Raw genomic sequence first — 22,395 nt, 5'->3', positions numbered from 1 at the left:
GGGAGAACAGGATACGATCACCGTACCGAAACACATATATCGTGAATTGTTAACTCACGTTCGTAGGCGGACCAATGGAGCATCAGATCGGTCATCACTCGAGCGGGGTGCGGAACCGGGAACCGTCCGTCTCGATGGACTCCGCTCCGAGACGGGGCCCGTTGGACGACCTCCGGGGACGGTGGAGACGCGAATGAGTCGTTGGACGCCGACGACGTGTATGCGCTGTGCGGTCGGCTGTGGACACCTCCAGGAGAGCGTCGACAACGGCGACGGAGTCGAGACGGTGCGCGGCGATGCGACTCATCCGGTCACCCGTGGGCTGACGTGTCACCGGGGCGTCGACGAAACCGCGAACCCTCGCGGCGAGCGGGTGACTCGGCCGCTCGTTCGGGAGCGCGGACGGCTCGTCCCGACCGGTTGGGAGACCGCGCTCGACAGGGTCGTCACACGCATCGAGAACGCGCTGAGCGGGACGCGGGACGGTGTTGCCGTACTCGGGAGCGGTCAGCAGACGAACGAGGCGGCGTACGTGCTCGGAAAGCTCGCACGGGGCGGATTCGGGACCAGATACTACGACGCGAACACGACGCTGTGTATGGCCTCGGCGGTCTCGGCGTACTACGGGGCGTTCGGAAGCGACGCGCCACCGCCAACCTACGACGACGTCCCGGACGCCGACACCCACCTCGTGTGGGGCGCGAACCCCGCCGTTGCTCACCCGGTCATGTATCGGTGGATAGCCGACAGCGCGGGGGCGGACGGCGGCGAGCTGATCGTCGTGGATCCGGTCGCAACCCAGACTGCGGACGACGCCGACCTTCACGTCCGACTCGAGCCCGGAACCGACCTCGCGTTCGCCCGAGCCGTGCTGGCGCGGGTCGTCGCGGACGACGCCGTTGACCGTCAGTTCATCGAGGCGGCGACGACCGGCTTCGACGCGTTGGTCGATTCGCTTCCGCCGGTCGAAGCGGCCGCCGACACGGCGGGCGTTTCCCTCGAGACGGTCGATCGCGTCGCGACGGCGGTGGCAGATCCGACGCTGCTGTACTGGGGAATGGGCGTCAATCAGAGCGTTCAGGGTACTGCGACCGCCCGAGCACTCATCGATCTCTGTCTGGCGACCGGCAATCTCGAACCCGGTAGCGGTCCGTTCTCGCTGACTGGACAGGCGAACTCGATGGGGACCAGACTCTGTTCGTCGAAGGGGACGTGGCCCGGTCATCGACCGTTCACCGACCCCGCCCACCGCGAGGCGGTCGCCGACGCGTGGAACGTGCCGGAGCGCCGCCTCCCCGACGATCCCGGCCCCGGGCCGGTCGGCATCGTGGATGCCATCGCGGACGGGCCCGTGGAGCTCTGTTGGACGGTCGCAACGAACCCCGCCGCGGGGATGCCGGACGCCGAGCACGTTCGTGACGCCCTCGACGACGTCTTCCTCGTCGCACAGGACGCGTTTCGGACCGAAACCACCGCACTGGCCGACGTGGTGTTGCCGGCGGCGACGTGGGGTGCGTCGGAGGGAACCGTCACGAACATGGAACGGCGGATATCGCGGGTCCGTGCGGCGACGGCGGCCCCGCCGAAGGTGCGACGGGACGTCGACATCATCGCCGCGATCGGTTGCGAGATCGATCCGGACCTGTTCCCGGATTCGACCGTCGACCCGCGATCGGTGTTCGCCGAGCTGCGCGAGTTGACGGCCGGCACCCCCGCGGACGTGTCGGGGATCTCCTACGAGCGGTTGGACGCGGAGCTGGCGGTTCGCTGGCCGGCATCCCGATCCGACGAGGAAGGGGAATATCGGTACGTGACCGACCACGGGTGGTCGTTTCCGACGCCGTCCGGTCGCGCGCGCTTCTCGACCGGGAGCCACGGCGGACTCGCGGAGCCGACCGACGAGGCGTACCCGTTGACGCTGATAACGGGGCGACAGGCCGACGCGTACAACACCGGCGTTCGAACTCGCGACCCCGACGACGACGCGCTCCCGGTGGCACGGGTCCATCCCGAAACGGCGAAGGAGCGCATGGAAGCGATCGACCGCGGACGTACCGTGGTCTCGTCGCGGCGTGCGTCGGTCGCCGTGACGGTCCAGCCTGACGACGGCGTTCCGACGGACACGGTGTGGCTCTCGATCCACTATCCGGCGGTCAACGCGCTCACCCTCCCGGTCGTCGATCCCGAATCCGCCGAGCCGAACCTCAAACAGTGTGCCGTCGCGGTCCACGCTCCGGATATGCGTTCTTCCAATCAAGCACCTTATAAAGGGTAGGAAAGTACGTCAAACCGTGCTGAAGTGGGACGTGTGGAACCTCTGTCTCGAATGGAGTGGGGATCATACCGAGATCGGTTCGAACGGTGATAGTGACGTATGAATCCCACCGACTTGCTGTACGGAAAGTACCGGAATCTCCTGTTGGCGACGGCAATGTTCAATCTCGGGTTCGTTATCTGGTTCTCGTTCGCGCCGTTCACCGGCGGTATCGCCGACGAGTTCGGCCTCTCCGTGGCCCAGCTCGGGATCGTTGCGAGCGCGGCCATCATCGCGGTTCCGCTCGGTCGGATCCTCATCGGTCCGCTGACCGATAGATTCGGCGCGGACGTGACCGGCGGGGTGACGCTGGTCGTCGTCGGCGCGTTCTCGGTCATCAGCGCGTTCGCAGTGACGTACGAAGTGTTCACCGCGTCACGGATCGTGGCGTCGTTGGCGGGCATCACGTTCGTGATCGGCATCCAGCACGTCGCGGAGTGGTTCGACGAGGAGAATCTCGGCACCGCCGAGGGCATCTTCGCCGGCGTGGGCAACGCCGGTGCTGGCCTCGGCGCGTACTTCACGCTTCCGCGGATCTTCACCGAGGAGTACGTCGACCCGGTGTTCGGTCCCGAGTTCCTGGCGACGTCATCGAGTTGGCGCGCCGCGTTCTTCTACACGGGTGTACTCGCCATCCTCTTCGGGGTCATCTACTACGGCTTCGGTGGCGCAGCGAGATCCGAGGCCAAGCGGGAAGCGACGAAGGCGGGCATCAGCTGGAGCCAGTGGACGTTCATCGCGACCCGATACGGTGCGGTCGTCCTCTCGGTGGCGTACGTCATGACGTTCGGCCTCGAACTCGCGATGAACGGCTGGCTCGGCACGTACTACCGTGAGGCGTTCGGCCAGGGCGACGTCGTGATCGCGGCGACGTTCGCGGCGACGTTCTCGATCGCCGCCGGCCTGCTCCGCCCGATCGGCGGCTACGTCAGCGACGTCGTCGCGCGCAACGAGATCGAACTGCTCCCGTTCTTCGAGGGAGAGTACCGGAACCAGTGGACGTTCACCACGCTCGTGTTCGTCATGCTGTCGATGTTCGGGATGACTCTCGCCGGACTGACCGGTAACATCTACGCCGCCGTCGTCACCGGCTTCCTCGTTGGAACGGGCTGTGCGTTCTCCGAGGGAGCGATCTTCGCACAGGTGCCGGCGATGTTCCCGAACAACTCCGGGTCCGTCGCGGGGATCGTCGGCGGGATAGGAACGGTCGGCGGCGTCGTCTACCCGCTCGCGTTCTCGGCCGCGTTCCTGCCGAACCTCCACGTCGGGTACGCCGTCGTCGCTGCCTCGATGATACCGATGATCGCACTCGCGGCGTGGGTGTTCCAGCCGCGGATCTCGGCGGTGGCCAACACGAACGGCTTCCTCGTGAGCGAAGCCAGCCGGTCGGAGACGGTGACCGCCACGGACGATTGAACCGCGGTCGGCGGTTACCTCGTCCGCCGAGTCGTCGTCGATCCTTGGGGGAGGACGACTCGGTGACCCGAGTCAGTCCTCGTCGATGTCGGTCGTCTCGTCCGCCGAGTCGTCGGCTATCTCGGGCGTCGCGGGCTCGGTATCGACGCCGGTGTCCGCGTACTCCGTTCGGTCGCGATCGCGTGAACCCGATCCGAAGAGTCGGTCGATGATGCCACGGTCGTGCCGCTTCTCCGTCAGCAGGACGGAACAGTCCACCTCGTACAATACGTCAAGCACGAGCGAACCGCGCACCAACCGCGAAAGCAGTCCCTTCTCGGTCGCACCGATCACCAACAGGGTGGCGTCACGCGCCGCCTCGGCGATCCGATCCTGCACGTCGCCGGACTCCACGCGTCGGGTCGCGTCGGCCAACTCGTGTTCCGTCGCCCAGCTCGCGAGGAACCGTTCACCCCTCTCGAGGTCGTCGGCGACGTGTAACAGCGTCACCTCGGAGCCGAACTCCGCCTGGAGGGTCTTTGCGACCGCCGCGGAGAGCTCGGAGTCCGGTCCGCCCGCCGTCGGGACGAGCACGCGGGACATATCGAAGCCGCGGTCGTTGAACACGAGGAAGTCGCACGGCAGCGAGTGAGCGAGCTCGTCGATCGCCGACTCGGCACGGCCGGGAACACCGTGGGAGTTCTTCCCCCAACCCATCACGGTCACGTCCGCGCCGTACGTCCGTGCGGCGTCGAACACCTCCTCGAACACGCGGTGTGAGAGCACGACGTGCGTCTCGACGTCGACGCCGAACGTCTCGGCGTTCGCGCGGGCCGAGTCGAGCAGTTCGTGTGCGGCATCGTACGCGCCGCGCTCGCGCGCGGCTTCCAGCGAGGTCTGGTCGGGTACGTTCGCCACGTTGACGGCGACGACGGTCCCGTCGTGCTGCTTGGCGATCGCGGACGCCAGCGTGATGAGGTGTTCTTCGGTTCTCGGATTCGCGAGCGGCACCATCACGCGGTAGTCGCTCCGGTCGGGCTGTACGGACGTCGCCGCCGACACCGCGGCGTCCGGGAGCTGATCGGAGCGGTCGAGCACCCACCCGGCCAACACGCCGGGACTCTCGACGTGCCGGCGAGCATACAGGAGGTACCACAGCGCGGCGAAGGCGACGAGCCCGAGCGACAGCAGGATGATCGTCGGCTCGATGTAGACGATGAGCGCGAACGACGAGATCGCACCCACGAGCGGCACGATCGGGTAGAACGGTACCTCGAAGTCCGGATCGTACCCCTCCACGTCGGCCTCGCGCATCACTATGAGCGCCAGGTTGAGCAGCCCGTACACGATCAGGTGAAGGACGGATCCGGCGGTCGCCAGCGGCTCGATGCCGCCGACGAGCAGAAAAACCAGGATGAGACCGCCGGTCAACGCGATCGATCGGTACGGGGTTCCGAAGCGGTCGTGGATCCGATTGAGCTTCGGCGTGACGATCCGTTCACGGCCCATCGCGAAGTTGATGCGGGACGACGAGAGGATCGAGGCGTTCGCCGAGGAGGCGGTCGCGAGCAGCCCACCGAACAGCAACAGTCCGGCACCGAGCGCACCCAGCGAGTAGCCGAACAGTTCGTAGCCGCCGAACAGTAGTCGCGCCGCATCGACGACGGCGGTGTCGTTGTCCGCGACCAGCTCCGTCGGGACCGCCGCGAGCAGGACGACCAGAAACAGCGCGTACACGACCGTCACGATAACCACGGATCCGATGACTGCACGGGGGAGGTTCCGTCCGGGATCCTTGATCTCCTCGGCGACGGAGGTGATCTGGACGAACCCGAGATACGAGACGAACACGATGGCGGTCACCGGCAGCACCTCCGCGGTCGTGCCAGCCGGCGCGATCGGCCGGAGCGAGTCGAGATCGGCGTTCGCCAATCCGACGACCGTGAACAGTGCGAGGATCCCGACGAGCAGAAGCACGATGACTATCTGGAGGCCGCCGGTCTCCTTCGCGCCGAAGTAGTTCACGCCGATGAAAAGCAGGGCCCCGAGCAGGCCGATGACCTGCGCGGCCTCCAACGAGAACGGGCCCACGGTGAGCGCGCCGAGCCCGACGAGCGTGTTGACGTACTCGCCGAAGCCGTACATGTAGAACGCGGAGGCGAACGCGAGCCCGAGCCAGTTCGCCCAGCCGGCGATCGAGCCGAACATCGGGCCGAGCGCGCGGTTGACGTAGAAGTACGCCCCGCCAGCCTTCGGCATCGCGGTCCCCAGTTCGGAGGCGGAAAGCGCGGTAAACAGCGCGATAACGCCGCCGAGAACGAACGTCGCGGCCGCGAGCGGACCCGCACGGGCGACGGCGGTGCCCGGAAGCACGAAGATGCCCGCGCCGATCATCGTCCCGATCCCGATCGTGAGCGCCGCGAGCGGGCCGAGGTCCTTCGCGAGCTCCTCGTCGTGACTCACGTGTTCGCCTCCCGGATCGTGGAGGCGAGAGCATGACGATCGGAAGACGATACGAATCGATCCGATGAATGAACGCTCATGCCGGCGTTTTCATTGGCGATCGGCTTAATCCGTTCGTTTGAATCGTTTCGGCGGACGACACACACTTCCGGATCGCCGTCGTCCGGAGTGGTATGACGTATCGTCTCGACGACATCGATCGACGGGTGATCCACGCGCTGATGGCGGACGCACGAACGACGTCCGCACCCCAGATCGCGGAGGAAGTCGACGTCTCCCCGGGAACGATCCGAAACCGTATCGAGCGCTTGGAGGACGCGGGCGTCATCAGGGGGTATCACGCGAACGTGGACTTTGAGGCCGCGGACGGCCGCCTGCGGAATCTGCTCCTGTGTACCGCGCCGCTCGCGGAGCGGGAGAAACTGGCGGCAAAGGTCCGTGCCGTTCCGGGAGTGGTGAACGTTCGTGAGCTGATGACCGGACGCCGAAACCTCCACGTGATGGCCGTCGGCGAGCGGACGTCCGACCTTCGACGTATCGCGCGGGCGATCTCGGGGGTCGGCGTCGAGATCGACGAGGAGGACCTCATCCAGACGGAGACGTACCATCCGTACGCCCCGTTCAGCCCGGACGACGAACCGGTCGAGAACGTCTCGGACTTCGTCAGCCTCTCGGGCGGCTCCGAGGTCGCCGAGATGACCGTCCGGCGCGACGCACCGATCGTCGGAACGACCCTCGCCGAGGCGTCAACACGGGGCGTTATCGGGGAGAACGCGCTGGTCATCGCGATCGAACGCGACGACGAGGTCCGGACGGCACACGGCGACACCACGGTCGAAGCAGACGACGTCGTCACGGTTTTCTCCCGAGGTGGTGTCGACCAGTCGACGCTCGAAGCGTTCCGCGGAGACGATCCATCGTCGATCCACCGCGGCTGAACGCACCCGAGTCATCCATCAGCTCGAGGAGTTCGTGTCCGATCGCGGAAGTGCGATCACTGGCACGTCAGTTCCCGTAACGAGTTTGAGCGAGCGATCACCGGAGAGGAACTGCATGATCCGGTTACCACCCCGAGAGCGGTAGGCGATAGCGCTCGCATCGAGCGTATCCGTCGCCTCGAAGATCCTGCCGACGACGTCTCGACCGTACGCCGTATGCTCGTCAGCGTCCGGGAACACGGTCCGCACCGCAGCGTACGACTGCTCCGCCAAGTGCTCAGACTGTTCGACGGGCGTCTTGTCAGGGATTCCCCCTCCCTTTTCGACGACGTGTACGGCGGTTACGTGGTCCGGGTCATACGGTGCAAGTGCCAGAGCGGTCTTCAGCGCGTCGTCCTCGGTTGCGACCGGAACGAGAACGTGCTCGAGAAGGTCGTACTGTCCCGTCTTCGGATCGACATCCATGCCCGGAATACACGACATCAGGTTAAAAACCTGTGCGACCGATCCCACGATATATTCACGAAAGGCCTGATAAATAGAGATGAATATGCGGTATACATATTTTATTTATATACTTCTTTGGCCTTTCAACAATTCTGGATCGAGTCGGTTAAGTTCGGAACGAGTGAACCGCCGGGTGACTACGGGACGGTCCTCCGGTACCGACCGGGGGACGTCCCGGCGCATCCCATGTATCCGCTGATCCCATCCACGTCAGACTGTCGACACGACCGCCCGAGAGATCGGCTCGTCACGGACGGACGGAACCGCTCGGACGACTGCGGAGACGACTCGGACCCGCAGCTCCACACCGCTCGGTCCCTCGCATTTCGCACCGACGGAACGGGAGGTGGTGTGGATGAGCGGTGACGAGGAGCTCGCGAAGGACCTCGGGCTCGTCTCCGCGATGACGATCGGGATCGGGACGATGATCGGCGCGGGCATCTTCGTACTGCCCGGCGTCGCCGCACAGGAGGCGGGACCGATCGTCGTCGTTTCCTTCGTCGTCGGCGGGCTGATCGCGATGGTGAACGCGTTATCCGTCTCCGAACTGGGGACCGCGATGCCGAAGGCCGGTGGTGGCTACTACTACGTCAACCGCGCGCTCGGCCCGATGTTCGGCTCGATCGCGGGTCTCGGCGACTGGCTCGGACTCGCGTTCGCCTCCGCGTTCTACTCCATCGGATTCGGACAGTACCTCGTCACCGTTATCGGTGACGTGACGGTAGCGATCCCGCTTGTCGGGTCCATCGCACTGGTCCCGTCGATCGGTCCGCTCAGCCAGATCCAGATGGGCGCGTTGTTCGCCGGCGTCCTCTTCGTCGGCGTCAACTACGTCGGCGCGAAGGAGACCGGCGGCATCCAGACGATCATCGTCACGGTCCTCCTCGTCATTCTCGGCGCGTTCGCGCTCGCGGGATGGTTCTCGTTCGATTACGCCGTCCTCGTCGGCGAGGGGGGCTGGGCACCGACGCCCGAGGGCTACGGCGCGATCCTTCCGGCGACGGCGCTCGTGTTCGTCTCCTTTTTAGGTTACGCGAAGATCGCGACCGTCGCCGAGGAGTTGAAAAATCCCGGCCGTAACCTCCCGATAGCCATCATCGGATCGGTCGCGATCGTCACCGTGATCTACGGGATCCTCGTGACGATAATGCTCGGCGTCGTGCCGTGGAACGAACTCGATCTCAACGCCCCGGTAGCGCAGGCCGCCGGGATCGCGTTCCCCGAACAGTTACTCGGCGTTAGCGGCTTCGCCGCAGCCGCAGCGACGGTCATGACCGTCGGTGCCCTGCTCGCGACCGCCTCCTCGGCGAACGCCTCGATCCTCTCGTCGGCCCGCATCAACTTCGCGATGGGACGGGACGCGATCGTCACCGACTGGCTCAACGAGATCCACCCACGCTACTCGACGCCATACCGGTCGATCCTGCTCACCGGCGGCATGATCGTCTTCTTCATCGTGCTGCTCGGTCGGGACCTCGCGATCCTCGCGCAGGCCGCGTCGGTGCTCCACCTGATCGTGTACGCGCTGATGAACGCCGCCCTCATCGTGTTCCGCGAGGCCGACGTCCCGGAGTACGATCCCGACTTCACCGTCCCGCTGTATCCGATCACGCCGATCGCCGGCATCGTGCTGTCGCTCGGACTTATCGGCTTCATGAGCCCCATCGAGATCGGACTCTCCGCGGCCTTCGTCGTCGGTGCGGTTCTCTGGTACTTCCTGTACGCTCGCGCGGAGACGACTCACCAGGGGTATCTCGGCCAGTACGTGCTCGACCGCGCGGAAGAGATGCCCGAACCCGCGGTGTCCGCGGCCGAGTCCGTTCAGCCGGACAAGACGGACTACCGCGTGATGGTGCCGCTCGCGAACCCCCGCACCGAAAGCGAGCTGATCGAGCTCGCGTCGATCATGGCGACGGCGAACGACGGCGTCGTCGAGGCGGTTCACATCGTCTCGGTACCCGACCAGACGCCGCTGTATGCCGGCGCGGAGCACATCGACCGGATCGACGCCGAGTCACAGCGCCTGCTCGACTCCGCACGCGACAGCGCGGAGACGTTCGGCGTCGACGTCGAGACGCGGACCGTGATCTCACACCAGTCGTTCGAGGAGATCTTCGATGCGGCCGCAAGCGGAAGTGCGGATCTCGTCGTGATGGGCTGGGCGAACCAGCCGTTCTGGTCCTCGGGGACCGTTTCTCGCGGGTTCGACGAACTCACCCGGGAGCTTCCGTGTGACTTCCTCGTGTTGAAGGACCGCGGATTCGACCCCCAACACGTGCTCGTCCCGACGGCGGGCGGATCGGACTCGGACCTGTCAGCGGAGGTCGCGCGAACCCTCCGTGACGGTCGCGGCTCCGAAGTGGAACTGCTGTACGTCGTCGACGGCGACGAGAAACGGGCTGCCGGCGCGGAGTTCCTCGGCGGCTGGGCGCAACAACACGACCTCGGCGACGCGGAACTCACCGTCGACACCGGCGGCGACGTCGAGGCGGCGATCGCCCGTCACTCCCGCGACTCCACGATGGTGATCGTCGGCGCGACCGAGCGCGGACTGCTCTCACGGCTGGTCAGCGGCTCGCTGGTGTACGACATCGTCAACCAGGTCGATTCCTCGGTGTTGCTGTGCGAGCGACCGGGCAAGCGGTCGTGGTGGGATCGCTTGTTCGGTCGGGGGTCCCACGTGAACCGGGAGGACGACGCGATAACCGCGGATACCTCGGAGACGGACGGACGCACGACGAACGTCGACGACTGACTGAGAAACACACGGCGGTCGAGGAGTGGGAGACCGGAGCGGTACCTCGCACGACCGCACATCGGAAACGCGGTTCGCTCCCCGAGGGAGTCGCTATCGTCTGAGGGAGTCGCTATCGTTTGAGGGAGTCGCTATCGTTCGAGATTGACCGTGAGATCCGTCGCGATCCACGCGTCGGTGTTGCCCTGCTCGGTGAACACCGTCCTGTCGGGGGAGGTGTGACTCATTGCCACGATAGGGAGATCGTTCGTGGACGCGTCAGTGCCGGCTTTGGTCCCGTCTCCGGTACTCATTACCGGTCTCTCGGGAGCACGAACGTATATAGGTTTCGGCCGGCCTAAACCGATGGGGCGGACGACCGTCCGGTCGGCGACGTTCGGTGGTCGTCGCCGTCGACCGAGGGTCGAGATACGGGCAACCGTGTCGGGATACCGGAGGCCCTTAGCCCACGGCGACCCATCGTTCGACGATGACCGACTCGCTTTTCACGCCGCTGTCGCTCCGGGAGACGGAGCTGCCGAATCGGGTGATGCTGTCCCCGATGTGTCAGTACTCCGCCGAGGACGGGTTCGTGAACGAGTGGCACCGGATCCACCTCGGCTCGCGCGCGGTCGGCGGGGCCGGAGTGGTGACCACGGAGGCGACCGCCGTCGAGTCCCGCGGCCGGATCACGCCGGGGTGTCTCGGGATCTGGTCCGACGAGCACGCGGCCGCCTTCGAGCCCGTGACGGAGTTCGTCCGGTCGCAGGGCTCGGTTCCCGCCATCCAGTTGGCTCATGCCGGCCGGAAGGCGTCCCACGCCACGCCTGCCGAGGGCGGCCATGGCCTCACACCGGACCACGAGGACGGCTGGGAGACGATCTCGGCGACCGACGACCCGTATCCGGAGTCGACGGAGGCGTCGACTCGGCGGATGGACACGGACGACGTCGCCGACGTCGTCGACGCGTTCCGCGCCGCGGCCGAGCGGTCGTTGGACGCCGGCTTCGAGATCGCCGAGGTCCACGCCGCACACGGCTACCTGCTCCACCAGTTCCTCTCGCCGGTCACGAACGACCGGGACGACGAGTACGGCGGGAGCTTCGAGGACCGGACGCGCCTCGTTCGCGAGGTCGTCGCCGCCGTTCGTGCGGTCTGGCCCGAGGATAAACCCGTGTTCGTCCGGATCTCCGCGACGGACTGGCTCCCGAACCGCGAGTCCTGGGACGTCGATGACTCCGTCCGGCTCGCGCCGCTCCTCCGAGCGGCCGGCGCTGACCTGATCGACGTCTCCGGCGGCGGGATCCACCCGGACCAGAAACTGCCGGGTTCGGGGCCGGGGTATCAGGTCCCGTACGCCGAGGCGATCCGCGAGGCAACTGACGTCCCCGTCGCCGCCGTCGGCGGGATCACGGAGCCGACTCACGCCGACGCGCTGGTTCGCAACGGGCGGGCCGACCTCGTCGCGATCGGTCGGGAACTGCTCCGACACCCGTACTGGGCACTGGAGGCGGCACACGAACTCGACGCCGACGTCGAGTGGCCGGTCCAGTACCGTCGCGGCCGGTTCGACTGAGCGGGTCCGGTTCGACTGAGCGGGTCCGGACGGATCTTTTACGTACTGAACGCCAACGGGCGCGTATGAGTTCCCGTGACCGTCCACGCGACGACGACCTCGAGGAGCGCCTCGACGAGCTCGAGGACGTCCTCTCCGAGCTACGACGCGACTTGAAACGCGAGGAGCGGGCGCGCCGCGGGCCACCGCGTCCCCCGCGACTCTCCGAACTGCTCCGGTTCACCGAGCAGTACACCATCCCGACGCTGATCGCCGTACTGGAGACGACGATCAAGTCGCTGGAGCTGCTTCGCGGGACGCTCCGCCTCGCCGAGCCGGGCCGCGGCCTCGACGTCGACGCCGACGCGACCGCGGACCGCCTCGGCAGCGTCCGCGACGAGGCGAGCGCGGGGCTCGCCCGGTCGCTCTCGGAGCTCCGGACCGCGCTCTCGGAGGCCGACCTCCCCGAGGACGCCGCGTCGCGTTCGATCGTGCAGGACGCCCGCGATCTGACTGCCGAGATCGAAGCGCGGATCGACGAGAGCCGTCGCGACGTGGATTCGCTCGACCGATCCCGGCGCTCGCGCGACGGTGAGCCGGCGAAACGGCCAGCCCGTGACGACGGGGCGATCAGCATCGACGTGACGGATCTCGCGAGCGATGACTCCACCAGCGACGACCCCGCGAGCGACGACCAAACGGACGATTCGACGACTGCGGACGCCGCGAACGACGACCCCGCACCCGAGGTCGACGTCGACTCCGAGCTGGAGTCGATCAAACGGCAGCTCGACGCCGTCGACGAGGACGCTCTCAGCGACGATGCCGAAACCGGGATGATGGACGACGCTGACGAGACGAATGCTGGGACCCGCGACGACGACCCCGCGGACGATGACCCCGCGGACGACGACCCCGCGGACGACGACTCCGACGGTCGGTGAAGCCGGTGGGCGAACGGAAGTGCGGCACGGTTCTATCGCTGGCTCGGGCGGGATCGAAGACGCTCAAAACGTCGCATCGAGGTGGTTCGCGACCCGCTCGGCGGAGTCGACGAGTAGCGCGTCGTCGTCGGTGAACACCTCGATCGCGACGGTGCCGTCGAACCCGGCAGCTTCGGCGCTCACGGCCTCGTAGTCGACCTCGCCGGCTCCGACGGGAAGGTGGGTGTCGCCGCGCCGCCGTACGTCGTGACAGTGGAGATGCGAGATCCGGTCGCCGTGGCTCCTGAGGAACCGCGTGATCGCCTTGTTCCCGCCCTCCATGTAGGCGTGGCCGACGTCGAAACAGATCGGCGTGTCCGTTTCGCGAGCGATCTCCCCGAGCACGGAGAGCTGTAAGCCGCCGTGCTGGTGGCCGACGTTCTCGACGACCACCTCGACGCCCGCGTCTCGACCGGCGGCGGCGACGCGGCGGAGCTGGTCGGCCGCGACGTCGCGAAACTCGACGTCGTCGCGGTCGGCGGAGGTGGCGTGTAACACCGCCTTCTCCGCGCCGAAGTCGCCGACCGTCGTCAGGAGTCGACGCTGGTACGCCACGATCGCGTCGTTGATCTCGTCCGCGTAGCTCGTCAGGGGTTGACTGTACGGGAGGTGAACGACGAGGTCGCGACCGGCGAGCGCGTCGTCGAGTCGGTCCGGATCGACGTCCTCCGGCGGGAGGCTCCCCGCGCCGACGCCGAGTTCGACGAAGTCGAACCGCGTCGGCGACGCCGCCAGTCGATCGAGGTCGACGCCCACGGTGAGGCCGATGTCCATGTCGACGCTCCGGGCGGCGACGGCTTATAAACCCGGCACATCGCTGGCCGTACCCGCTCCTCTTTTATCGAGGAGTCGCCTAGCGGCGGGTATGAGCACTCAGCTGTCCTTTCACGACCGCGGCGTTGACGTCGTTTATCAGGGGACGGAATTCGAACTGGAGAAGGAACTGATAGAAGAGGCCACGGGGAAGTCGTTCCGCGACGTCACCGACCACGAGGTCCTCCAGATCGTCGCCGAGGAGCCGGCGTTGGACGGCGAGCCGGTCCGCATCGGCGACGTATTGTAGCCGATACGGCCGCGGACGCATCCGACTCGCCTCGTCCGTCCAACTCGCGCTCCTCGCCTTTTTATACCCTCCAGCTCACGCTCCCGATTCCACTCCCGCTCCTCGCTCGGTTCCGACGAGGACCGCCGCGAGATAGATGCCGACGGCGACGACGACGATCGTCCCGCCCGGACGGAGCCCGTACGTCCATGCGAGAACGATCCCCACGATCACCGACGCCTCGCCGACGAGGATCGACCCGTACAGCGCGCGTCGGAAGCTCCCCGCCACCTGTGCCGCCGCGGCGACCGGGACGACAAGCATCGCGGCCACGAGGATGACCCCGAGGATACGCATCGCACCGACGACGACGACCGCGGTCAACGCCACCACGAGTGCGTTGTACCGTGTGGCGGATATCCCGGCGACGCGGGCCGCTTGCGGGTCGAACGTGACGAAGAGCAGCTGTTTGTAGGCGACGGCGACGACGCCGAGCACCACGAGCGTGAGGACCGTCATCACGGTCACGCTGCGGTCGTCGGTGACGGAGATGCCGCCGAACAGGTAGCTGCCGATCTCGACGGTCGCGAAGCCGCCGCCCAGATCCAGAACCAACACGCCGACGGCGAAGCTGCCGGCCAACACGATCGCGATCGGGACGTCACCGTGGTCATCGGTGTGTTCGGTCAGCAGCTGGACGCCGACCGCGCCGATCACCGCCGCGCCGAGGGCGAACGCGAACAGCGTTGCGTTCCAGCCGGCCGTCCCGAGCAGCAGCGTTCCGATGGCGACGCCGGCAAACGCGGCGTGTGCGACCGTCTCACCGATCAGCGCCATCCGGCGGTACACGACGTACGTCCCGATCGTCGGCCCGATCACTCCGACGAACACGCCGACCGCGAGCGCGTTCCACATGAACCCGAAGCAGGCGATCCGGGTTCCGAGCGCGAGCCCGACCGCACAGCTGGCGTCGAAGAACCGGTCGGGCATGAGTCCGAAACCGATCGCGACGAAGACCGCGAGGACCGCGAGTCCGGATCCCGCGAACGCCCGATCGAGCCACGCCTCGCGGGTCATCGTCCGGGAGGAGTCCACACGCCGGGAGGAGCCCACACGCCGGGACGATCCACGCTCACGCCTCCGTCGCGCCGAGCGCCCGCTCGAACGCGGGCAGCGTGATCTCCTCCAGCTGTGCGAGATACGATCCGACGCCGGCGTCGAGCCACTCCCGCGTGGTGTTTTCGGCCGGCGACACCATCTCCGTGTCGACGTCGTGGTCCGCCTCCTCGGCGATCAACGCCGCGGCGTCCGGGCCGTCGAAGTGGTCCCAGAGCACGCAGTCGATCCCCTCTCTCTCGACGAGATCGACCGCCCGGGCGAGCTCGCCGGGCGTGGGGTCGTGATCGGGGGAGAGCCCGACCGGCGTGTGGACGTCGAACCCGTACCGCTCTCCGAGGTACTGGAAGGAGTCGTGACCGGCGAGGACGACGACGTCGTGCTCGCGGTCCGAGAGCGCCCGGTCGTACTCATCGTGGACCGCTTGGAGACGCTCGACGTACGCCGCGGCGTTGCGACGGTAGACGGCCCGGTTGTCCGGGTCGATCTCGATCAGCCCGTCGCGGACGTTTCGGACGCTGCGCTGGGCGAGCACGGGGTCCGTGAAGAACTTGGCGTCGTACTCCCCGTGCGTGTGGTCGTCGTCGGTGTCGTCGGTGTCGTGGCTGTGGTCGGTGTCGTTGTCGATGTCGTGGCTGTGATCGGTGTCGTCGGTGTCGTGGCTGTGGTCGGTGTCGTTGTCGATGTCGTGGCTGTGATCGGTGTCGTCGGTGTCGTGGCTGTGATCGGTGTCGTCGTGGCTGTGGTCGTCGTACCGAAGTAGATCGATCCCGTCGGTCGCGTCGATGAGGGTGACGTCATCGTGATCTGCCGCGACACGACCGGCGACGTCGTCCGCCCACGGCTGGAATCCCTCGACGTCGAGATGGACGAACGCGTCGGCGTCGACGACGTTCGGGAGGAGATCGGCGGACGGCTCCCACTCGTGGCCGTGGCTCCCGACGTCGACCGGGTTCTCGACTCTCAGTTCGTCGCCCCCGACGGCGCGAGCGAACTCCGCGAGCGTGAAAGCCGAGGCGAACGCCGCCGGAGTACCGGACCGATCCTCGGCGCGTCCGCCGAGACAGCCGGACGACCCCATCAGTACCGACCCCGCCCCCGCTGCGAGCACCCGACGCCGAGTGACGGCGGACTCGCGGTCCCGTCGCAGTGGCATGATGTGAAGTTGTGGATCGTTCGGGTTATGAGTTTCGTAACACGTTTGAGTACAATAATCATATTCCGTGAACGATGTGGTCCGTCGGCGAGACCACAACGCGTATTCGGGCCGCGGTCGACGTCCGACCATGGCAACGGACCGAGTGAGTCTGACGCTCCCGACCGAGCTGGTCGCCGAACTCGACGGCGTCGTCGACGAGTGGGGGTATTCGAGTCGATCCAGCGCGTCCCGGGAGGCGCTGCGCGGATTCCTCGCGGACCACCACTGGGACACGTCGCCCGACCGCCCGCAACGGGGATCGATCACCATCGTGTACGACCACCACGTGAGAGGGTTAAGCGACGACCTGCTCGACGTTCAACACGCACACGAGGAGGTCATCGTCGCGACGCAACACGTCCACTTCGATCCGGACCTCTGTCTCGAAACCCTCGTCGTGAACGGCGCTGCGGGCGTGATACGTGAGCTTCTCGAGGGGATCAACGGGATCGACGGGGTCGAACAGGTCCGTTTCACCGCCGTCTGACGTCCGCTCCCGACTGGCGTCCGTTCCCGTCTGATGTCCGCTCCCGACTTGCGTCGTGATCGTCCGCGTTGGAACGCTGTACGCGACTCGCTCGCTCACGCCGGGTCGCTGTCCTCGCGAAGCGCGGCCAGCACGCTCGCGGTCCCGTCCATGAACCCCTCCGCGAGGACGCGGTCGGCGGCCGCCTGCGCGTCGGGGTCGGCGTTGGCGACGGCGTACGACTCGCCGGCCCGCTCGAACGTGGAGACGTCGTTCTCGCTGTCGCCGATCGCGACGAACGAGTCGGTCGTGACCCCCAGCGAATCGGCAAGCAGCGCCAGTCCCTTCCCTTTGTTCACGCCGGACGATTTGACGTGATACGCGTAGCCGGTGTCGACGACCTCGACGTCGGCCCCAGACGCCGCGACGACCTCTCGGAGCAGTCGTTCGTCGGCATCGATGGAGACCGCGATCTCGGTCTCTCGCCACCGGTTGACTGTGTCGCCGTCGCCCCAGCCGAGGTCGCCGCCGCGTTCACGGAACGTTTCGACGACCGCCCGACAGGCGTCGGGATCGCCCGCAAGCGTCGTCTCCTGGCCGTCGTAGACGACGCCGCCGTTCTCCGCGACGACGAGTTGCGGGCGACCGAGGAAGTGCGCCAACGCGACCGGGTACGGGAACGCTTTCCCGGTCGCGAACACGACGGGCGCGTCCCACGCCGGGAGCAGCTCGAACACGCGGGGATCGATCCGGTGATCGCGTGTCGTCAGCGTTCCGTCGATGTCGAGCACGAGGGGCGGAACCATCGCGTCGACGGACGGCCGGACGGCTCAACTGTCTTCCGCTCCGGTAGGGAGTGTCCACCGCCCGGCTCCGTGGTCACTCTCTCCGGTTCCGTGATCGATCCCCGCGACTCCGTGGTCCTCTCTGTGAGTCCGTGATCGCCCGTGCTCCGGCAGGGTCACCGGCGCTCGAACAGTTCCCGGAACACGAGGGTCGGGAACCGCGGGACGAGCCGGCTCGGCGGCCGACCTTTCCCGTCCGAGCGCTCGGCGGTCACGCGATCGAGCAGCCCGCTGTCGGCGAGCTCGTAGAGAACGCGCCGGATCGTCGACGGCGAGAGGTCGACCTCGGTGGCGGCGGCGATCGACTCGGTCGCGGCGTTGACCGACGCCCGGTCCGCCTCGGCGAGCGTGACGAGCTCGTACAGGAGTCGCTGTCTGCTCTCCGACAACACGAGGACGCGCCCCAGCGCGACGCAGGGTTTCGGCACCGCCGCGATCCCAGCGTCGAGATCCTCGGGACGGATGGTCGACGCCCCGTCCCGCTCGGCGTGCCACGCGCCACCCATGATCGCGGACAGGGCGTCGTGGGCGTCGCCCGCGGCCCACTCGGCAACCTCGCGCACCTGATCGTGAGTGATCGCGTCGCGGGTGAGCCCGGCCGACGTCCGGCTGGTCACCAGCTCGACGAGGACGTGGTGGCGGTATCGGTCGAACGCGATCGACGTCTCGGCGTTCCACCCGATCGAGTCCGGGTCGTCGCGTCCGAGACACACCGGAACGATCCGCTTGTTGACCGTCGAGAGCCACTCGACGAGCGTCGCGGCTGTCGGCGTGTTCGGTTCGTTGACGTGGTCGAGCGCGACGACGATATCGGTTCCTGCGCGTATCTCGGCCTCGAGCGACTCCGCGAGTTCGGCCGTCCCGATCCCGTGGTCCGGAACCGGCTCGTCGCTGACGGCGGCGAGCGCGTCGTGATACAGTCGGAACCGCGTCGACGCTTCACGCGTGTCGACGTAGACGAACTCGGGCAGGGTCGGATCGACCGCTCGCGTCGACGTCTGTATCGCCTGCCGTCGACCGCCCTGTGCGGACAGCCGCTCGAACAGCGCGGTGACGACCGCGGACTTCCCGCTTCCCTTCGGCCCGTGGACGTAGACGCTCGGCGGGAGCGACCCCGCGAACGCGGGATCGAGCACGTCGAGAAACCGTTCGAGGTCCGGGCCGCGACCCGTCGGTGACGCCGGATGCGCGACGGGCGAGACGGCGTCGACGTCGGAGACGACGCCCATGCTGGCGTCGTATCCGAGCCGCCTCTCGATGCGGTCGTCGATGTTCACGGATTCGCCTCCGGGATCGACGACCAAAACTGGCTCGAAACGTATCGGTGCGGTCCGCCGGACGCCCGGTGCCGAGCGTGCGGCGTTACCAGTGGTCCGGTTTGTATCGATTGATCAGCAGCGTCGAGACGACGAACGCGAGCGCGCTGATGACACCCGCGATCACACCGACCACCAACCGCACGCCGACCGCCCCGTCCGCGAGGGCGGCCATGACGACGGCGACGATCGCCGCCACCACGAGGAGGTTTCGCCCGTCGCGTCTCTCGAGTCCGAACAGCGTCGTCATACCCGTTCGTCGCTTCGGGGGCGTTTAAATCCACTCGGTGGAACCCGACCCGTCGATCCGCGACGGAGCCGGCACGTCGGATGCACGCACCGCCGTCCACACACTTAACCGGTCCCCCGTTCTCTCGACGGGCATGACGGGATCGGAGTTCCACGACTCGGTCGTCACCGCCGACAAATGGAGCAAAGTCATCGCGCTTTTCGTCGCGATCGGGGTCTTCCTCGTGGCCCGCGAGCTGACGGGTGACGTCCAGTTCGGTTCGATCGTCGCGGCGACGGCGGGCATCGGTACGCGCCTGTACATCCCCCATCACGTCAGCGTTCGGCTCCCGGAGTCGGATCGGCTCTCCCTGCAGGACCATCCGGTCACCGGGAACTACCACCACGGCGCTGCGGGCCTCGCCCTGGTGGCGGCTTCGGTCGTCGCGCTCGGTGCGTTCCTGCTCGGTCACGGGTTCCTCACCGCGGTTGGCATCGGTGTCATCTCCGGGGTTGTGATCCATGTCGTGCTTGCGTCGTGGCTTCCGACGGCGTGAAAAAACGCTCGGCGAGGCGATCAGACCGCTCCGGGAACCCAGACGGCCGACCCGAGGATCCCGAGGATCGATAGGATCGCGATGAACGTGTGGGTGATCGCGATCGAGGCCGCGGGCGGGTCAACGTGGGTGTCCCCGTGCGCGTAGAAGACGCGCTGGAACGCCTCGCCGACGAGGGCTCCGAGCAGTCCGAAGAGCCCGGCGATAGCCAGCGAGGTGATCGGACTGTAGCCCGTGCCGACCGTGGCGAGATACGCCGTCGCCGCCGGTAGCGTCATGTGGTGGGTAACCGGGATCTTCCCGATGCCGAGGTTCAAGAACAGCAGCGATGCGGCGCTGATGCCGAACCCGAGGAACGGACTCCCCGTCTGGATGGCCGCGTACGCGCCGGCCAGCCCGGCGACCAGACCGATCGACGCCACGTGTGACCACTTGTACATGTTCGGGAGCCACGGCTCGACCGCGAGGCGGTCGGAGCCGTCCTTGTCGCCGTCGCCGGGGACCTCGTCCGGCTCGCGCATCTCCTCGCGCTCGAACGGCCCCATGTCCATGTAGCCGTTGGCCTTGTCGCTGACCACGCCGATGACGGAGTAGCCGAACACGGCCCGATGTGCGAGCGCGCTCAACACGACGGTGGCCGCGATCGGGTCCGTCGGGATCTGGCCCTGTCGGAGCACCTGTTCGAGCAGGATACCGAGAACCCCGAAGGCGGCCCCGACGGCGAGAATGTCCGGTTTACTCCCCAACGCGACGGTGATATCTTTCCCGTTGTGGTAGTCGAACCCCGACTGCATGTATCCCTGTTTGGCCGCGTACGCCGCCGCCGCCGCACCGCCGGCGAACGAGATGTGCGGACCGAACACCGGGCCGAAGCCGACGCCGACGCCGGCTCCGCCCGCCGCGTCGCCGCCGAACACGCCGGCGATGACGAGGAATCCCGTGAACACGAACGCCGGGAGCGCCCCGAGTGCGGCCCCGAACGCCCCGCCCGCGGCCGCACCGAGCCATATCGTCGGATCGAGGAGAACGTCGAGGATCGCGTCGAGCGACCCGGGAGTCCAGCCGGACGCCTGTGCGAGAGCGTCCCCGGCAAGCAGCAGTTCCAGTGACGGTCCGAGCGTCATCTACTCGTCCCCCTCGTCCTGGGCCCAGTCCTTCGAGCGCTCGACGGCGTCGCCCCAGCGATCGTACTTCTTGTCCACGGCGGTCGCGTCGACTTCGGGCACGAACTCGCGGTCGATCTGCCAGTTGTCGCGGAGTTCGTCGATGGTCTCCCAGTAGCCGACCGCGAGACCGGCCGCGTACGCGGATCCGAGCGCGGTCGTCTCGTCGACCACCGGTCGCACGATCTCCGTCTGGAGGATGTCGGACTGCAACTGACAGAGGAAGTTGTTTTTGACTGCTCCGCCGTCGACGCGGAGACTCGTCGTCTCGACGCCGGAGTCCGCCTCCATGGCCTCGGCGATGTCGCGCGTCTGGTAGGCGATGCTCTCCAGGACGGCACGGACGAGGTGTTCCTTCTCGGTTCCTCGCGTCATGCCGACGATCGTCCCCCTGGCGCGACCGTCCCAATGAGGTGCACCCAGTCCGGTGAACGCGGGTACCATGTACACGCCATCGGTCGAATCGACCGCTTTCGCGAGCTCGGCGGTCTGGGCGGCGTTCGTGATGAGGTCGATGTCCTCGAGCCACTCGATCGCGGCACCGGTGATGAAGATCGAGCCCTCGAGCGCGTACTGGACCGGCTCGCCGGACATCTGGAATCCGATGGTCGTCAGAAGCCCGTGGTCGGACGCGACCGCGTCGGTTCCCGTGTTCATGAGGTAGAACGACCCGGTACCGTACGTGTTCTTCGCGTCGCCCTCGTCGAAGCAGGTCTGTCCGAACAGCGCCGCCTGCTGGTCGCCGAGTGCGCCGGCCACGGGTACCTCACTCCCGAGGAATCCGTCGGGATCGGTGTGTCCGTAGTAGTCGTCGTCCGAGGACGGCCGCACCTCCGGCACCATCTCCTTGGGAACGTTGAACTCGTCGAGCAGGTCGTCGTCCCACTCGAGGTCCCGGATGTTGTACAGCATCGTCCGGGACGCGTTGGTGACGTCGGTGATGTGGTTCCCCGTCAGGTTGTAGATGATCCACGAATCGATCGTCCCCATGACGAGCTCACCCGCTCGCGCCCGGTCGCGAAGGTCCCCACCGCGGGAGCTCTGCATCTTGAGCGGCTCGGCGTTGTCGAGGATCCACTCCGTTTTCGTCGCGGAGAAGTACGCGTCACACTCCAGTCCGGTCTTCTCGCGGATCTCCTCGACTTTGCCCGCCTCCTGGATCTCTTCGACGCGATCCGTCGTTCGTCGGTCCTGCCACACGAGTGCGTTGTGGACCGGCCGCCCGGTGTCGCGGTCCCAGACGACCGTCGTCTCGCGCTGGTTCGTGACGCCTATCGCGTCGAGCTGCTCCGGATCCGTTCCGCTCTCCGAGAGCGCCTGCTGGATGACGGTTTTCGTGTTCTCCCAGATCTCCATCGCGTCGTGTTCGACCCAGCCGGGCTCCGGGTAGATCTGTTCGTGCTTCTCGTAGGCGTTCGCGACCACCTGGCCGCTGTGGTCGAACACCATGAACCGAGTGCCTGTCGTCCCTTGGTCTATCGCACCGACGTACTGTGTCATGTTTGGTCCCTCTTGCGGCGGTGTACCGGCCGCTTCGGTGCGTCTCTGCCCGTCCTCCATCAGCCGATCGAGCCA

20 protein-coding genes are annotated in these 22,395 nt (G+C 66.9%); 9 read left to right on the top strand and 11 right to left on the bottom strand.

What is annotated here, in order from left to right:
* Positions 1 to 193: 193 nt before the first annotated feature.
* Together nasA and ACNSN7_RS00385 are read left to right on the top strand one after the other, a co-directional pair.
* Entirely contained in the window at positions 194 to 2,275 is a 2,082-nt protein-coding gene (gene nasA, locus ACNSN7_RS00390) for an assimilatory nitrate reductase NasA (RefSeq protein WP_418279871.1), read from the top strand.
* 99 nt (positions 2,276 to 2,374) lie between these two features.
* Positions 2,375 to 3,730, top strand: coding sequence for an MFS transporter (locus tag ACNSN7_RS00385; protein WP_418279870.1), 1,356 nt, complete (start codon positions 2,375 to 2,377; stop codon positions 3,728 to 3,730).
* A gap of 72 nt (positions 3,731 to 3,802) precedes the next feature.
* On the opposite strand, the gene ACNSN7_RS00380 is transcribed toward ACNSN7_RS00385, so the two are convergent.
* On the bottom strand, positions 3,803 to 6,172 hold the full coding sequence (locus ACNSN7_RS00380; protein WP_418279869.1) for an amino acid permease: 2,370 nt from the start codon (positions 6,170 to 6,172) through the stop codon (positions 3,803 to 3,805).
* A gap of 173 nt (positions 6,173 to 6,345) precedes the next feature.
* On the opposite strand from ACNSN7_RS00380, the gene ACNSN7_RS00375 reads away from it, so the two are divergent.
* Positions 6,346 to 7,110 (top strand): winged helix-turn-helix transcriptional regulator, encoded by a 765-nt coding sequence (locus ACNSN7_RS00375; RefSeq protein WP_418279868.1) that lies wholly within the window; start codon positions 6,346 to 6,348, stop codon positions 7,108 to 7,110.
* 18 nt (positions 7,111 to 7,128) lie between these two features.
* On the opposite strand, the gene ACNSN7_RS00370 is transcribed toward ACNSN7_RS00375, so the two are convergent.
* Positions 7,129 to 7,575 (bottom strand): universal stress protein, encoded by a 447-nt coding sequence (locus tag ACNSN7_RS00370; RefSeq protein WP_418279867.1) that lies wholly within the window; start codon positions 7,573 to 7,575, stop codon positions 7,129 to 7,131.
* A gap of 397 nt (positions 7,576 to 7,972) precedes the next feature.
* Here ACNSN7_RS00370 and ACNSN7_RS00365 point away from each other — a divergent pair, with 397 nt between their 5' ends.
* Entirely contained in the window at positions 7,973 to 10,372 is a 2,400-nt protein-coding gene (locus ACNSN7_RS00365; protein ID WP_418279866.1) for an amino acid permease, read from the top strand.
* Between the two features lie 131 nt (positions 10,373 to 10,503).
* Here the strand turns inward: ACNSN7_RS00365 and ACNSN7_RS00360 are convergent, their stop codons facing one another.
* Positions 10,504 to 10,665 (bottom strand): hypothetical protein, encoded by a 162-nt coding sequence (locus tag ACNSN7_RS00360; RefSeq protein WP_418279865.1) that lies wholly within the window; start codon positions 10,663 to 10,665, stop codon positions 10,504 to 10,506.
* A gap of 176 nt (positions 10,666 to 10,841) precedes the next feature.
* On the opposite strand from ACNSN7_RS00360, the gene ACNSN7_RS00355 reads away from it, so the two are divergent.
* Positions 10,842 to 11,927, top strand: coding sequence for an NADH:flavin oxidoreductase/NADH oxidase (locus ACNSN7_RS00355; RefSeq protein ID WP_418279864.1), 1,086 nt, complete (start codon positions 10,842 to 10,844; stop codon positions 11,925 to 11,927).
* 65 nt (positions 11,928 to 11,992) lie between these two features.
* The gene (locus tag ACNSN7_RS00350) at positions 11,993 to 12,850 is read left to right on the top strand and encodes a DUF7547 family protein (protein WP_418279863.1); all 858 of its coding nucleotides are present in this window, start codon (positions 11,993 to 11,995) and stop codon (positions 12,848 to 12,850) included.
* 63 nt (positions 12,851 to 12,913) lie between these two features.
* On the opposite strand, the gene ACNSN7_RS00345 is transcribed toward ACNSN7_RS00350, so the two are convergent.
* Positions 12,914 to 13,663, bottom strand: a complete 750-nt coding sequence (locus ACNSN7_RS00345; RefSeq protein ID WP_418279862.1) for a sugar phosphate isomerase/epimerase family protein — start codon at positions 13,661 to 13,663, stop codon at positions 12,914 to 12,916.
* Between the two features lie 91 nt (positions 13,664 to 13,754).
* Between ACNSN7_RS00345 and ACNSN7_RS00340 the strand changes: the two genes are divergently transcribed.
* A complete protein-coding gene (locus tag ACNSN7_RS00340) occupies positions 13,755 to 13,952 on the top strand; it encodes a DUF5800 family protein (RefSeq protein ID WP_418279861.1) in 198 nt (65 codons plus the stop codon).
* A gap of 75 nt (positions 13,953 to 14,027) precedes the next feature.
* On the opposite strand, the gene ACNSN7_RS00335 is transcribed toward ACNSN7_RS00340, so the two are convergent.
* Together ACNSN7_RS00335 and ACNSN7_RS00330 are read right to left on the bottom strand one after the other, a co-directional pair.
* Positions 14,028 to 15,026: a metal ABC transporter permease gene (locus ACNSN7_RS00335; protein ID WP_418279860.1), complete on the bottom strand. Its 999-nt coding sequence runs from the start codon at positions 15,024 to 15,026 to the stop codon at positions 14,028 to 14,030.
* Between the two features lie 37 nt (positions 15,027 to 15,063).
* Positions 15,064 to 16,203 (bottom strand): metal ABC transporter substrate-binding protein, encoded by a 1,140-nt coding sequence (locus tag ACNSN7_RS00330; protein ID WP_418279859.1) that lies wholly within the window; start codon positions 16,201 to 16,203, stop codon positions 15,064 to 15,066.
* A 130-nt stretch (positions 16,204 to 16,333) separates the two neighbouring features.
* Between ACNSN7_RS00330 and nikR the strand changes: the two genes are divergently transcribed.
* Entirely contained in the window at positions 16,334 to 16,732 is a 399-nt protein-coding gene (gene nikR / locus ACNSN7_RS00325) for a nickel-responsive transcriptional regulator NikR (RefSeq protein WP_418279858.1), read from the top strand.
* 95 nt (positions 16,733 to 16,827) lie between these two features.
* Here nikR and ACNSN7_RS00320 read toward each other — a convergent pair whose 3' ends face one another.
* The 3 genes from ACNSN7_RS00320 to ACNSN7_RS00310 form a co-directional block, all read right to left on the bottom strand.
* Positions 16,828 to 17,517 carry an HAD-IIB family hydrolase gene (locus ACNSN7_RS00320; RefSeq protein ID WP_418279857.1) on the bottom strand — a complete coding sequence of 230 codons (690 nt, stop codon included), beginning with the start codon at positions 17,515 to 17,517 and terminating at the stop codon, positions 16,828 to 16,830.
* Positions 17,518 to 17,672: 155 nt separating this feature from the next.
* Positions 17,673 to 18,833 (bottom strand): Cdc6/Cdc18 family protein, encoded by a 1,161-nt coding sequence (locus tag ACNSN7_RS00315; RefSeq protein WP_418279856.1) that lies wholly within the window; start codon positions 18,831 to 18,833, stop codon positions 17,673 to 17,675.
* An 85-nt stretch (positions 18,834 to 18,918) separates the two neighbouring features.
* Complete coding sequence (locus ACNSN7_RS00310; protein WP_418279855.1) at positions 18,919 to 19,122, bottom strand: hypothetical protein; 204 nt, start codon at positions 19,120 to 19,122, stop codon at positions 18,919 to 18,921.
* 133 nt (positions 19,123 to 19,255) lie between these two features.
* Here ACNSN7_RS00310 and ACNSN7_RS00305 point away from each other — a divergent pair, with 133 nt between their 5' ends.
* Positions 19,256 to 19,657, top strand: coding sequence for a hypothetical protein (locus ACNSN7_RS00305; protein WP_418279854.1), 402 nt, complete (start codon positions 19,256 to 19,258; stop codon positions 19,655 to 19,657).
* A 20-nt stretch (positions 19,658 to 19,677) separates the two neighbouring features.
* On the opposite strand, the gene ACNSN7_RS00300 is transcribed toward ACNSN7_RS00305, so the two are convergent.
* Together ACNSN7_RS00300 and glpK are read right to left on the bottom strand one after the other, a co-directional pair.
* A complete protein-coding gene (locus ACNSN7_RS00300; RefSeq protein WP_418279853.1) occupies positions 19,678 to 20,781 on the bottom strand; it encodes a DUF7973 family transport facilitator in 1,104 nt (367 codons plus the stop codon).
* Complete coding sequence (glpK, locus tag ACNSN7_RS00295; protein ID WP_418279852.1) at positions 20,782 to 22,320, bottom strand: glycerol kinase GlpK; 1,539 nt, start codon at positions 22,318 to 22,320, stop codon at positions 20,782 to 20,784.
* Positions 22,321 to 22,395 lie beyond the last annotated feature (75 nt).

The sequence above is a fragment of the Halorubrum rarum genome (genome assembly GCF_048380895.1).
GTDB lineage: Archaea > Halobacteriota > Halobacteria > Halobacteriales > Haloferacaceae > Halorubrum.
The sequence above is the reverse complement of the archived record's forward strand: the minus strand, read 5'-3'. Positions and strand labels throughout refer to the sequence as shown.